This is a genomic window from Rhodoluna limnophila, from assembly GCF_005845365.1.
Classification (GTDB): Bacteria; Actinomycetota; Actinomycetes; order Actinomycetales; family Microbacteriaceae; genus Rhodoluna; species Rhodoluna limnophila.
On record NZ_CP040509.1, the window covers coordinates 460,905 to 474,569 of the forward strand.

At 54.2% G+C, this 13,665-nt stretch carries 13 protein-coding genes; 12 read left to right on the plus strand and 1 reads right to left on the minus strand.

The annotated features are described in order from the left end of the window. Position 1: 1 nt before the first annotated feature. Positions 2-340, minus strand: coding sequence for a DUF1844 domain-containing protein (locus FFA38_RS02285; RefSeq protein ID WP_138275203.1), 339 nt, complete (start codon positions 338-340; stop codon positions 2-4). Positions 341-518: 178 nt separating this feature from the next. On the opposite strand from FFA38_RS02285, the gene infC reads away from it, so the two are divergent. The 12 genes from infC to tyrS all read left to right on the plus strand — a co-directional run bounded on the left by infC (position 519) and on the right by tyrS (position 13,045). Further along, positions 519-1,166, plus strand: a complete 648-nt coding sequence (gene infC, locus FFA38_RS02290; protein WP_138315404.1) for a translation initiation factor IF-3 — start codon at positions 519-521, stop codon at positions 1,164-1,166. 15 nt (positions 1,167-1,181) lie between these two features. Then, positions 1,182-1,376 carry a 50S ribosomal protein L35 gene (gene rpmI, locus FFA38_RS02295; RefSeq protein ID WP_138275205.1) on the plus strand — a complete coding sequence of 65 codons (195 nt, stop codon included), beginning with the start codon at positions 1,182-1,184 and terminating at the stop codon, positions 1,374-1,376. 35 nt (positions 1,377-1,411) lie between these two features. After that, entirely contained in the window at positions 1,412-1,795 is a 384-nt protein-coding gene (gene rplT / locus FFA38_RS02300; RefSeq protein WP_138275206.1) for a 50S ribosomal protein L20, read from the plus strand. A gap of 5 nt (positions 1,796-1,800) precedes the next feature. Continuing rightward, positions 1,801-2,601 (plus strand): TrmH family RNA methyltransferase, encoded by an 801-nt coding sequence (locus FFA38_RS02305; RefSeq protein ID WP_138315405.1) that lies wholly within the window; start codon positions 1,801-1,803, stop codon positions 2,599-2,601. Positions 2,602-2,638: 37 nt separating this feature from the next. Next, positions 2,639-3,679 (plus strand): phenylalanine--tRNA ligase subunit alpha, encoded by a 1,041-nt coding sequence (gene pheS / locus FFA38_RS02310; RefSeq protein WP_138315406.1) that lies wholly within the window; start codon positions 2,639-2,641, stop codon positions 3,677-3,679. Further along, the gene (pheT, locus tag FFA38_RS02315) at positions 3,679-6,201 is read left to right on the plus strand and encodes a phenylalanine--tRNA ligase subunit beta (protein ID WP_138315407.1); all 2,523 of its coding nucleotides are present in this window, start codon (positions 3,679-3,681) and stop codon (positions 6,199-6,201) included. Before pheS ends, pheT begins: the two co-directional genes overlap by 1 nt. 14 nt (positions 6,202-6,215) lie before the next feature. Continuing rightward, positions 6,216-7,280, plus strand: coding sequence for an N-acetyl-gamma-glutamyl-phosphate reductase (gene argC, locus FFA38_RS02320; RefSeq protein WP_138315408.1), 1,065 nt, complete (start codon positions 6,216-6,218; stop codon positions 7,278-7,280). After that, positions 7,281-8,435, plus strand: a complete 1,155-nt coding sequence (gene argJ / locus FFA38_RS02325; protein ID WP_138275211.1) for a bifunctional glutamate N-acetyltransferase/amino-acid acetyltransferase ArgJ — start codon at positions 7,281-7,283, stop codon at positions 8,433-8,435. Beyond that, positions 8,435-9,328 (plus strand): acetylglutamate kinase, encoded by an 894-nt coding sequence (argB, locus tag FFA38_RS02330; RefSeq protein ID WP_138275212.1) that lies wholly within the window; start codon positions 8,435-8,437, stop codon positions 9,326-9,328. Before argJ ends, argB begins: the two co-directional genes overlap by 1 nt. Positions 9,329-9,340: 12 nt before the next feature. Beyond that, positions 9,341-10,264, plus strand: coding sequence for an ornithine carbamoyltransferase (argF, locus tag FFA38_RS02335; RefSeq protein ID WP_138315409.1), 924 nt, complete (start codon positions 9,341-9,343; stop codon positions 10,262-10,264). A 73-nt stretch (positions 10,265-10,337) separates the two neighbouring features. After that, positions 10,338-11,747, plus strand: a complete 1,410-nt coding sequence (argH, locus tag FFA38_RS02340) for an argininosuccinate lyase (protein ID WP_138315410.1) — start codon at positions 10,338-10,340, stop codon at positions 11,745-11,747. Between the two features lie 2 nt (positions 11,748-11,749). Further along, positions 11,750-13,045 carry a tyrosine--tRNA ligase gene (tyrS, locus tag FFA38_RS02345; RefSeq protein WP_138315411.1) on the plus strand — a complete coding sequence of 432 codons (1,296 nt, stop codon included), beginning with the start codon at positions 11,750-11,752 and terminating at the stop codon, positions 13,043-13,045. Positions 13,046-13,665 lie beyond the last annotated feature (620 nt).

The window sequence follows — 13,665 nt, forward strand, 5'->3', positions numbered from 1 at the left end:
GCTAGTTGACCGGTCCGGTGAATTTTTCGCCCGGGCCTGCTCCCGGAGCATCTTTGATTGCCGAAGCCTCTCGGAAAGCCAACTGAAGCGATCGAAGTCCGTCGCGCAATGGCCTCGCGTGGTGGTCACCGATCTCCGCTGCTGAAGCGGTAACTAGACCTGCTAGAGCATTGATTAGCTTTCGCGCTTCGTCCAGGTCACCCTTTGAACCATCCTCGCTCAAACCGCACTGAACCGCGGCGGCGCTCATCAAGTGCACAGCAGTGGTGGTAATAACCTCTACCGCTGGAACCTCCGCAATATCGCGTACCTGGTCAGCAACATCTTTGAACTCAGCCAAGGGGCTTCTCCTTTTGTAATCTTTCTGCTAGGCTAACCCATGGCTCCGAGGTTTATCCTCGGTCAGAAGTGGATTCATTTCCCACCCGCGTCTACCGACTCTTATAGGTTGCCGGGTAAAGCTTATGAAACTTTCGTTTCTGTGCGCTCATCGGCATTTGCCGCAAGCGTGGCCATTCATGTCACGTTTAGAGGAGCAACTTATCAGCGATCCCCGTATCAACGAGCGCATCCGCGTGCCAGAGGTTCGCCTCGTCGGCGCCGCAGGTGAGCAGATTGGCGTTGTCCGAATTGAAGATGCCTTGCGCATGGCGCAGGAGCAGGACCTTGATCTAGTCGAGGTTGCCCCAACTTCTAAGCCACCAGTTGCAAAGCTGATGGACTTCGGCAAGTTCAAATACGAAGCTGCACAGAAGGTTCGCGAGGCACGTAAAAACCAGGTCAACACCATTCTTAAGACCGTTCGTTTCGGTCTAAAGATTGATGCTCACGACTATGGCACAAAGCGTGGCCAGATCGAACGCTTCCTCAAGGCCGGTGACAAGGTCAAGGTGATCGTGGTTTTCCGTGGTCGCGAACAGTCTCGCCCAGAAATGGGTATCAAGTTGCTTCAGAAGCTTGCCGAAGAAGTAGCCGAGTTGGGTGCAGTCGAATCGAATCCTTCGATCGACGGACGAAACATGGTTATGGTCATCGGTCCGCTAAAGAACAAGGCAGATGCCAAAGCAGAAGCCAAAAAAGCGGCAGACAAGGTGTCTAAGGCAGCAGCCAAAGACCAGGTAAGCCCAGAACAGCCAAAGGAATCGGCAGCAGAAGCTGCCGAGTAGAAACAGGAGATAGCAATGCCAAAGCAGAAGACCCACTCGGGCGCCAAGAAGCGTTTCCGCTTCACCGGTAGCGGCAAGATCATGAAAGAACAGATCAACATGCGCCACAACCAGGAGCACATGTCGAACCGTCGCAAGCGTCGCCTAAACGTAGACCAGGTTGTCTCAAAGGCCGACTACAAGACCCTAAAGACCCTTCTCGGCAAGTAAGCCCGAGTTCTTTCAAACTTCACTAGGAGCATCAAATGGCAAGAGTAAAAAACGCGGTTAACGGCGCTAAGAAGCGTCGTACCGTACTAGAGCGCGCTAAGGGTTACCGCGGCCAGCGCTCACGTCTGTACCGCATGGCAAAGCAGCAGATGCTGCACTCGTTGGTTTACGCATACAACGACCGCCGTGCCCGCAAGGGTGACTTCCGTCGCCTCTGGATCCAGCGCATCAACGCAGCAGCTCGCCTAAACGGCATGACTTACAACCGCTTCATCCAGGGTCTTAACCTTGCTGGTATTGAGGTTGACCGTCGTATCCTGGCTGACCTAGCTGTAAACGATGCCAAGACTTTCGCAACCCTAGTAGCAACCGCAAAGGCTGCACTTCCTGCAGACACCTCTGCACCAAAGGTTAAGTAAGTCAATTGCTAACTGATCCCAAGGCCGCCAAGGTCCGTGGGGTTGCCAAGCTCACTAAGAAAGACGCCCGGTCCTCGACCGGGCTCTTTCTGCTTGAGGGACCTCAAGGACTCAAAGAGGCACTCGAACGACCGAGGCTAATCGTCGAGTTGTACGCAACCGAGGAAGCCGTTTCGCGCTACCCGGAACTCTTTGATCGAGCAGAATCCAAGCGCATTCAGGTGCAACTGGTAACTGAGCCAGTGCTCAAAGCACTTTCTGACACCACAACCCCTCAGGGCGTAGTTGCCGTATGCGAGCAACTGGATGTCTCACTGGATGATGTTCTAGAGTCCAAGCCAACTTTGATTGCCTTTCTGGCAAACATTCGGGACCCTGGCAATGCTGGTACCGTCCTTCGTGCCGCAGACGCTGCGGGTGCCGATGCTGTCATTTTCAGCAGCAACAGTGTCGATGTTTACAACCCGAAGGTAGTTCGCTCTACGACCGGATCAATTTTTCACCTGCCGATTGTCATCGACATCGACATTGAAACCGCAATCGATAAATTCAAGGCGGCAGGAATTCAGGTGTTTGCGGCCAACGGCGGCGGCGAACAAATCCCTGATCTTAAACCTGAGGTTTTGCAGGCTCCAACCGCTTGGGTATTTGGTAACGAGGCGTGGGGTTTCGAGCAAAGCACTCTCGAGCAGGTTGACCGTGAGGTTGCAGTTCCCCTTTACGGAGCCGCAGAGTCGCTGAACCTAGCCACAGCTGCGAGCATCTGCCTCTACGCCTCTGCCTTCGCTCAAAATACTGGAGCCTAGGGCAGTAATCTGCGGTAATCAGTAGACTTAGAAGCCTATGTCTGCTGAAAATCCAATCACTCAATCCGCTGTAGATTCGGCCGTTGCTGAGGCACTAGTTGCAATCCAAGCAGCCGAAGATCTCGCGGCCCTCAAGGCTGCTCGCGCCCAGGCTATCGGTGAGCAATCGCCAATTGCTAAGTTGAACGCCCAGATGCGCAGCGTTCCAAACGAATTCAAAGCAGCCGCCGGTGCCATGATTGGTCAAGCCCGCGGCCAACTTAACGCAGCATTTAGCGCCAAGGAGGCAGAGTTCTCTGCCATCGAAGAGCAGGCAAAGCTTGCGGCTGAATCGGTCGATGTCACGGCAGCAGCTCAAACATCACGCATCGGCGCACGCCACCCATTGAGTTTGCTCCAGGACACCATCGCTGATGTTTTCGTAGGCATGGGCTGGGAGATTGCCGAAGGCCCTGAAATCGAAAGCGAATGGTTCAACTTCGACGCTTTGAACTTTGACGCTGACCACCCTGCGCGAGCAATGCAGGACACATTTTTTGTTGAGCCGGTGGAGGCCAATTTGGTCCTTCGCACCCACACTTCTCCAGTGCAGGTTCGTTCCATGCTCGAGCGCGACCTACCACTGTATGTGCTCTGTCCTGGGCGCGTTTTCCGCACCGATGAACTCGATGCCACCCACACCCCGGTCTTCCACCAGGTTGAGGGCTTGGCGATTGACAAGGGCCTGACCATGGCCGACCTGCGCGGTACTCTCGAGCATTTCGCTCGCATCATGTTTGGTCCCGATGCACAGATTCGCTTGCGTCCTTCGTTCTTCCCGTTTACCGAGCCATCGGCTGAGTTGGATGTTTGGCATCCTGGCGCCAAGGGCGGAGCTCGCTGGGTCGAATGGGGTGGTTGCGGAATGGTGAACCCAAACGTCCTAAAGGCCGCGGGTATTGATCCTGAGGAGTACACCGGGTTTGCGTTCGGTATGGGTATTGAGCGCACCCTGATGTTCCGAAATGATGTGCGAGACATGCACGACATGGTTGAAGCAGATGTTCGCTTCAGTGAGCAGTTTGGAGTTTCGATCTAATGCGCGTTCCACTTTCATGGTTGGCGGAGTACGTCGATCTCCCTGGCGATGCCACCCCAGACAGTGTGATGGCCGAGCTCGTAAAAATTGGCCTTGAAGAAGAAGGCTCGCACTCATTTGGTGTCTCTGGACCGGTGGTGGTTGGCCAGGTGCTCGAGTTCACCCCAGAAGAACAGTCAAACGGTAAGACCATTCGCTGGTGTCAGGTTCGTGTCGCAGCCGAGGGTATGAAGGCTGCTGATGGTGGCGATGACGTTCGAGGAATCGTCTGCGGTGCCAGCAATTTTGAAGTCGGCGACAAAGTTGTTGTCTGCTTGCCGGGTGCAGTTCTACCGGGTGATTTTCACATCACTCCGCGCAAGACTTACGGTCACGTTAGTGACGGAATGATGGCCTCGGCCCGAGAACTCAACCTCAACGATGACCACGCTGGCATCATCCGGCTTCACGAGCTGGGTCTTGATCCGAAGGTTGGCACAGACGCGCTAGAGGTGCTGAACCTCAATGAGAAGGCAGCAGAAGTCAACGTCACTCCAGACCGTGGCTACTGTTTCTCAATCCGCGGTATCGCCCGCGAGTATTCTCACGCCACCGGTAGCGACTTCCGCGACCCAATTGGTAACGTGCACCCAGAGGCTGGGCACGGATTCTCACTGAAGATTGACGACCAGTCACCGATTCGAGAGAAGATCGGTTCGGAGCGTTTTGTCCTTCGAACCGTTAAGGGCGTAGATGCCAAGCGCCCAACACCACCATGGATGGTCGCGCGCCTAAAGCTTGCAGGCATGCGGTCAATTTCGCTGATTGTTGACATCACAAATTACGCGATGCTTGAACTCGGCCAACCTATTCATGCTTACGACTTGGATAAAATCCAGGGCGGTATGGTCGTTAGGCGAGCAAAGGCCGGCGAAGTTTTGGTCACCCTTGACGGGCAGGAGCGAAAACTCCACCCTGAGGACCTAGTAATTGCAGATGATTCTGGTGCAATCGGTCTAGCCGGTGTTATGGGCGGTCTAAGTACTGAAGTTTCAGAAACCACAGTCAACGTTCTGATTGAGGCTGCCCACTTTGAGCCAATTTCCATCGCTCGAACTGCCCGCCGTCACAAACTTCCGTCTGAGGCGTCCAAGCGATTTGAGCGGGGCGTAGATTCAAACATCGCTGAGTTCGCGGCCGGCCGAGTGGTTCAGCTTCTCGAGGTTCAAGCTCTCGGAACAGCCGACTCTTTGGGTGCTGACTTCCGCAGCCACCGTGCTGCGGCACCAATCTGGTTACCGGCCGATTTTGCATCGGGTTTGGTTGGGGTTGACTACACAGCCAAAGAGATCGTAGACACCCTTACTCTCATCGGCTGCGTCGTAGCTTCGGTCGATGGCGGTTTTGAAGTAATACCGCCAACCTGGAGGCCTGACCTCCGACACAAGACTGACCTGGTTGAAGAAGTTGCCAGAATCACCGGCTATGACCGAATCCCAACTCGCCTTCCAGTTGCACCTCCGGGCAGGGGATTGACCGCAAGTCAGCGTCATCGCCGTTCGGTGATCACTGCGTTGGCTAACTCCGGCCATGTAGAGGTCCTGAACTACCCATTTGTTTCTGCTCAGCAGAACACGTGGTTTGCTGCATCTACTGACACTGCCAGAGTTCGATTGGCTAATCCGATGCAGGGTGACCTCAATGAAATGCGCACATCAATCCTGCCTGGCTTGATGGATGCTCTTCGCAGGAACATCGCTCGTGGCTTGACTGACGTTGCAATTTTTGAAGAGGGCTCGGTTTTCATTCCAGCACCGCCTGTCAAGGTAAATCCAGGGTTGCCTGCCGGAGATGCACGTCCGACAGACGCTCAACTACAGGCACTGGCATCAACAATTCCGGTCCAGCCCAAGCGCATCGCCGGTGTATTTGCTGGCAATAGAGTCGCCCAGCAGGTCGGTGTCAGTGCTGTTGAAACTACATACCAGGATGCAATTCAGGCAGCCCGAGTTGTGGTTCGGTCCGTCGGGCTAGACCTAGTTGTTCGTCAGGCCAGCCCAGCGGGTTTCCACCCGGGCAGAACCGCCGAGCTTTCGGTCTCAACTGCAGCTGGAACCTTTGTCCTTGGCTACGCCGGAGAACTAGATCCAAAACTCACTTCCGAGAACGATCTTCCTCGTCGCGTGTCAGCATTCGAAATTGATCTTTCGCAGTTGTATGCCGTTGCGCCAAAAGTCATTCAAGCGGGTGCGCTCGGTGTCATGCCGGCCGCAACCCAAGACCTTTCGCTGCTGGTTCCTTCATCCGTTCCGGCTGCTGATTTGCAGGCCGCGATCACTGAGGGCGCAGGTCCATTATTGGAGCGCATCGTCTTGGTTGACGACTATCGGGGTGCCAACTTGCCTGAGGGGCAGAAGTCGTTGACCTTCGCGCTCAGATTCCGCGCCGAAGATAGAACACTCACGCAGGTAGAAGCTTCTGAGGCTCGCGACAGTGCAGTCTTTCTCGCTAGTGAGCGCTTTGGCGCATCGCTGCGGGCATAGCAGGTGGTAGGCAGATGGTTTATTCAGTAGCTGTAGCTGGTGCAAGCGGCAACGTTGGCGGAGAGCTTCTACGCTTGATCGCCGTGCACCCAGATCTTGAGCTCAAGACCGTCACTGCGAGCAGCATGGTAGGGGAGCGCGTGGCCGCTCTGCATCCATCTGTGACCAAGTATGCCGACGTTGTGTTCAAAGAAAATAACGCCGAAAACCTATCGGGGCATGATGTTGTTTTTCTAGCCCTTCCGCATTCAAAATCTGCAGAGGTCGCAGCGTGGCTTCAGGGGCAGGACACCCTGATACTCGACTGTGGTGCCGACTTTAGGCTCGACAGCGCCTCTGACTGGGAAAAGTTCTATGGCGGCACCCATGCCGGAACCTGGACCTATGGCATGCCTGAATTGCTGGTCCAAGGCGGTTCTGCAAAGCAGCGCGAGGCCCTAAAGGCCACAAAAAGAATTGCAGTGCCAGGTTGCAACGTCACGGCCATCACAATTGGATTGGCGCCGGCCCTGTCTGCCCACCTCGTTGAACCTGCTGACATCGTCAGTATTTTGACGGTTGGAACATCGGGTGCCGGTCGCGGCGCTACCGAGAAACTTCAGGCCGAAGAACCCACCGGTTCGGCCTACGCCTATCAAGTTGGCGGCATCCACCGTCACACCCCAGAGATTGAGCAAAATCTTGCCAAGGCTGCGGGTGAACCCGTCCAAGTTTCATTCACGCCTGTTCTGGCCTCACTCGAACGCGGAATCCTCGCGGTGAACACCGCCGTACTCAAGCCAGGCGTGGATTTGCTTCAAATTGTCACCGCTTACGAAGAGGCTTACGGCAATGAAGCGTTCATCGAGGTATTGCCTAGCGGTGAATTCCCAAAGACCTCAGGCATTATCGGAGAGAACAAGGCCACGATTGGCTTGGCAATCGATGAGCACGCGAATCGCTTGATTTCGGTATGCGCAATCGACAACCTAGTAAAAGGAACCGGCGGAGCCGCGATCCAGTCGATGAACATAGCTCTTGGGCTTCCAGAAACTGCGGGACTCACTTCTATATCGCTTGGCCAGAACGGAGATAACTAGATGACCGTCACACATGCAAAGGGGTTCACCGCAGCGGGTGTTCACGCTGGCCTCAAAAAATCGGGCAACTTGGACTTGGCGCTGGTTGTTAACCAGGGGCCACTGAATGCGGCCGCTGCCGTTTTTACCACCAACCGCTGTCAGGCCAATCCAATCATCTGGAGCAAACAGGTAATCGCTGATGGTCAGGTCGCGGCAATTGTTTTGAACTCGGGTGGCGCAAACTGCTACACAGGTCCTCAGGGGTTTCAGACAACCCATGCCACTGCAGAGAAGGTTGCAGAGGTTCTCGAGGTCTCAGCAGGTGACGTATTGGTGTGCTCTACCGGTCTAATCGGCGAGCAACTCGATCGCGAAAAACTGCTCAACGGTGTCACTGCCGCACATGCCATTCTTAGTCAAGATGCAGGGCCAAGTGCGGCTCAGGCCATCATGACTACCGACTCAGTGGCAAAGGTTGCACACCACACGAGTCCATCTGGTTGGGCAATCGGCGGCATGGCTAAGGGTGCCGGGATGTTGGCTCCTGGGTTGGCAACCATGCTGGTCGTCATCACCACCGATGCAGTCGTTGACTCTGATGCGCTCGACCGAGCATTACGGTCTGCAACTCGAGTTTCATTCGACCGTCTAGATTCAGACGGCTGTATGTCGACCAACGACCAGGTAACTTTGATGGCTTCTGGTGCCAGCGGAGTTAGCCCAAGTGAGTCTGAATTTCAAACCGCTTTGACCGATATCTGTATGAGCCTGGCCCTCCAGCTGTTGCGTGATGCAGAGGGCTCTAGCCATGACATTGCCATCGAGGTTGTCAACGCTGCCAGTGAAGCAGATGCCGTGGAAGTCGGTCGCTCAGTGGCCAGAAACAATCTCTTTAAAGCAGCCATTTATGGAAATGACGCCAACTGGGGTCGCATCTTGGCGGCGGTAGGTGTGACGAGTGCTGAGTTTGATCCGTATGACATCGATGTCGATATCAACGGTGTGAGCGTTTCACGCAAGGGACAGCCAGACCAGCCACGTGAATTAGTTGACCTGACACCTCGTGAAGTTGCCATAAAAATCTCATTGAATGCTGGCCCGTACTCGGCCACCATTTATACCAATGACCTAACTCACGAGTACGTGACCGAGAACAGCGCATACTCAAGCTAATGATTCCTTCAGCTCAGCAAGATCAAAACCTGGCGGCAATCAAAGCCGAGACTCTGATTGAGTCCCTGCCTTGGTTGCAGGCTTTCCACGGCAAGGTCGTGGTGGTGAAGTTCGGCGGCAACGCCATGGTTGACGAGGCTCTGCAGAAGGCATTTGCCGAGGACATGGCCTACCTTCGCTGGGTGGGCATCAAGCCAGTAGTTGTTCACGGTGGTGGTCCACAGATTTCAGCTCGATTGGCCGAGCTCGGTATCGAGAGTGAGTTCCGCGGTGGCTTCCGCGTTACTACAGATGAAACCATCAGTGTGGTTCGCGATGTACTGCGAGAGCAGATTTCAGCCCAACTTGCAGCGATGATCGAGCAGGCCGGTGCCGAGACCGTGATTATGTCCGGTGAGGACGCCAACCTGTTCCGCGCTGAAAAGACAGTTCTCGACTCTGAAACCGGTCCAGTAGATATCGGTCTGGTCGGCGAGGTCACTCAGGTAAATCCGAGGATTGTGTTTGAAGCCCTAGACGCGGGACGAATTCCGGTGGTTTCCACCGTCGCGCCAACTATCGCCGGTGAACTTCTAAACGTGAACGCTGACCTAGCGGCGGCATCACTGGCTGTAGCGCTTGGTGCCGAAAAGCTTATGGTTCTGACCGATGTCCCAGGTCTTTACAGTGACTGGCCAAATCGTGATTCACTCGTGTCAGAAATCACCACCGGGGAGCTTGAGGAATTGCTGCCAAAACTCGAGTCCGGCATGATTCCAAAAATGCAAGCCTGCTTGCGCGCTGTTCAGGGTGGTGTGCCAAGTTCGCACGTCATTGATGGCCGCACGCCACACAGCATCCTGCTAGAAATTTTCACTGTCTCCGGCGTCGGCACAGTTGTGCACCCAAACTAGAACGGAATCACTATGCCTAGACACTTTTTGAAAGATGATGACATCTCTCCAGTCGAGCAGGCTGAGATCCTCCGCCTAGCTCTGGATCTAAAGAAGGCCCCATACTCGCAAAAGCCATTCGAGGGGCCGCAGACGGTGGCACTGATTTTTGATAAGACCTCTACCAGAACGCGTGTTTCATTTGCTGTTGGTGTGGCAGACCTCGGCGGCGTCCCGCTGATCATAGATAGCCAGTCCAGTCAGATGGGGGCAAAAGAGTCGGTAGCTGACACTGCTCGTGTGCTCGGGCGGCAGGTTTCTCAGATTGTTTGGCGCACGTACGCTCACGCAGGGTTAGAAGAGATGGCGCAGCATGCTGGGGTGCCGGTAATCAACTCTCTGAGCGATGACTACCACCCATGTCAGATCCTGGCCGACCTGCTAACCATTACCGAGCACAAGGGTAACCTTGCCGGCTTAAAGATTGCCTACGTCGGCGATGCCAGCAACAACATGGCCAACAGTTATTTGGTTGGCTGCGCCACAGCCGGCATGCACGTTTCAGTGGCCGGCCCAGCTAACTACCTGCCTGATGGGGGAGTAGTAGCGCGGGCTGCAGCTATCGCAGATCAGACCGGCGGTTCGGTATCGGTATTTGGTGAACCTCACCTAGCGGTGGCTGACGCAGATGTTGTTGTCACAGATACCTGGATCTCGATGGGGCAAGAAGCCGAAAAAGAGCAGCGCATCCGCGACTTTGACGGTTTCACCATTGACCAGGAGATGTTCAACGCGGCTAAGTCAGACGCCATATTCATGCACTGTCTGCCTGCCTATAGGGGCTATGAAGTTAGTGCCGATGTTATTGACGGGCCTAGGTCTGTAATTTGGGATGAAGCCGAGAACCGCCTGCACGCGCAAAAAGCCTTGATGCTGTGGTTGTCTCAGCGCGCCTAGGTGGCTAAAAGGCTCCAAGTAAGATTTATTGAAATCCACATTGCATAGCAGTGTCTATTGAATTTAGGAATATATGACTAGCCAGGCATCAGGTTCAAACGCTCTCTGGGGAAGCCGATTCGAGGGCGGGCCGTCAGACGCCCTAGTCGCTCTCAGTCGTTCGGTGCACTTTGACTGGCGACTCGCGGGTTATGACATAGCTGGCACCCGTGCACATATCATGGCGCTTCAGTCTGCCGGCTACCTTACTCTCGCCGAGCACGAGAAACTTGACCGCAGCCTAGTTGAGCTGCTCGGGCGAGTTCAGCAGGGCAGTTTTGTGGCAAAGCCTTCCGATGAGGACGTCCATTCGGCACTTGAGCGCGGACTAATCGAAATCGCCGGAGTTGAACTTGGCGGCAAAGTTCGCGCCGGTCGTAGCCGAAACGACCAGATAGCAACTTTGATTCGCACCTACCTGCTGGACCAAGCTAACGAGATTTCGGCAATGGTCATTGATCTCGTTGAGGTTTTGGTATCGCGTGCCGAAGAGCACCTCGGTGTAGCAATGCCGGGTCGCACTCATTTCCAGCACGCCCAGCCGGTTGCACTTTCCCACCACCTGCTTGCTCACGCATGGCCATTGGTCCGAGACCTAGAGCGCCTTCACGATTGGCGCAAGCGAGCAAATCTTTCTCCATACGGTGCAGGAGCGCTCGCCGGAAACACCCTGGGTCTAGATCCAAATTTGGTGGCTCACGAGCTTGGACTTGCTGGGCCAACGCAAAACTCAATTGATGCCACAGCCAGCCGCGATGTTGTCGCAGAGTTTGCTTTTATCGCTAGCCTGATCGGCATCAACCTGTCTCGCTTCTCCGAAGAAATAATCATCTGGGCTAGCGCTGAGTTTGACTACGTGAAGCTTCACGACGCCTACTCAACTGGTTCGTCGATCATGCCGCAGAAAAAGAACCCTGACATCGCCGAGTTGGCTCGCGGAAAATCGGGCCGCCTCATCGGCGACCTAACCGGACTTCTGGCAACACTCAAGGGATTGCCATTGGCCTATAACCGTGACCTGCAGGAAGACAAGGAACCTGTCTTCGACATGGTCGACACCTTGACAGTCTTGCTTCCTGCATTCACCGGCATGGTGGCCACACTTGAGTTCAACCGCAGTCGCCTCGAGCAGCTTGCTCCGGCAGGGTTCTCTCTTGCGACTGACGTTGCCGAGTGGCTAGTCAAGAAGAAGGTTGCCTTCCGCGACGCTCATGACATCACCGGCCGCATGGTTTCTTTCTGCGAGCAAAACAAGCTTGAGTTGCACGAGGTTCCTGACGCCGACATGGCAGCCATCTCAGTGCACCTAACCCCTGATGTTCGCGACGTCCTAACTGTGGGCGGTTCGATTAAAGCGCGCGCTGGTGCTGGTGGTACAGCACTGCCTCGGGTGCTCGAGCAAATTGCCGCGCTGCGTAAAATCGCACCTAAGCGTGAGGCATAGTCATGGCAACAGCTGAATTTCTTCGCGGTCAGAGTAACGACCCTTCCTTTCCGCACATCCTGGACGAGCTCAAGTGGCGTGGTCTGGTGGCACTATCCACCGATGAAGACGAGCTGCGCGCGGCCCTCTCAGAAAAGCTGACCTACTACTGCGGCTTTGATCCAACCGCCGCGAGTTTGCACCTAGGTAACCTGGTGCAGCTTTTGACCATGCGTCGCCTCCAACTTGCTGGCAACAGCCCCTTGGCGCTAATCGGAGGTTCGACCGGATTGGTCGGCGACCCAAGGCCAACCGCAGAGAGAACTCTGAACACCAAAGAAACCGTTGCCGAGTGGGTCGAGAAACTCGGAACTCAGGCATCTCGCTTTCTTGCATTCGAGGGGCCAAATGCGGCTCGGTTGGTAAACAACCTTGACTGGACCGCGCCGCTAAGCGCAATTGATTTTCTGCGAGATGTTGGCAAGTACTTCCGTGTTGGCAAGATGCTGTCTAAAGATGCCGTTTCGGCCCGCCTAAATTCTGAGCACGGAATCAGCTACACCGAATTCAGCTACCAGATCCTCCAGGGTTTTGACTTCCTAGAATTATTCCGCCGTTACGACTGTGTGCTTCAGACTGGTGGATCCGATCAGTGGGGAAACCTAACTTCTGGCACCGACCTGATTCACAAGGTTGAGGGCAAGAGCGCTCACATTTTGGCGACGCCGTTGATTACCAACAGCGATGGCAAGAAATTCGGTAAATCTGAGGGCAATGCGGTTTGGCTAGATGCTGAACTAACCAGCCCTTATGCGTTCTATCAGTTCTGGCTAAATGTCGAGGACGCAGATGTCATCGACCGCCTGAAGGTTTTCACATTCCTAACTCGAAACGAGATTGAAGAACTCGAACGCCAAACGCTTGAAGCACCATACCTTCGAGCTGCACAAAAGCGTCTAGCGCTTGAAGTAACCACTCTGGTCCACTCCGCTGAAGCAGCGCAGGCAGCAATCGATGCCTCAGCTGCTCTTTTCGGTAATGGTGAGCTGGCCAACCTAGAAGCGTCAACCCTGGCTGCAGCGTTGGGGGAGTTGCCAAACGCAACCGCCACTTCGGGAACTCTGATTACAGATCTGTTAGTTGAAACCGGTTTGGTTGCTTCAAACTCTGCTGGCCGCCGGGCCATAGCTGAGGGTGGCGTCTACCTAAACAATGAAAAAGTCACTGATGAACAGGCAACCCTGGACACTTTCATCCAAAATCGGTTTGCAGTTCTCCGCCGAGGCAAAAAAACTTTGGCCGGCGTTTTTAAGGCGTAAATCCTTATAAACAAAGGGCAAGCGGGCACATACCTTCACTGGATGTGCCCGCTTTTTGGTTAAAAATCACCCTAAAAATCAAAAATTTTCAAAGATTTTTAAGGTTTTTTCGCTGTCTGGCCCAAAAACGGACAAAAACCGGCCAGTTGGCAAATACCAGAACCCTTATAAACACTGGGATGTAGGACCGTCGAAACTAAATGTGCACTTGGATTTGACATTGCCGTTACCTACCCGTAATGTTTTACCTGTTGCCGAAACGCCGAGGAAGTTCTGATAAGAACCCCGGATCAAGAGCAACAAATCCTAAACCAGGTCAAAAAGCCTCTTGCAGGCTTTTGTTTTTGTGTTTATGATTATGACTTCCAAGAAAAGTAGTCGGCGTGTCAGATTTGACAAGTAGACGAAACATGGTAAGTTAGAGAAGTTGCCCTGGAGGCAAGTAGAGATACAAACTCCCAGGAGCATCCGATCCTTGAGAACTCAACAGCGTGCACAATGTCGATACCAAGAACCTCTTGGTTATCTAGCTTGCTAGATAAGCAGAGAAAATATTGGATTAGACAGATTGTCAGACAATCTATTTAGTCAGATCAAGCTAAAGGCCCCATTTTCCGGGG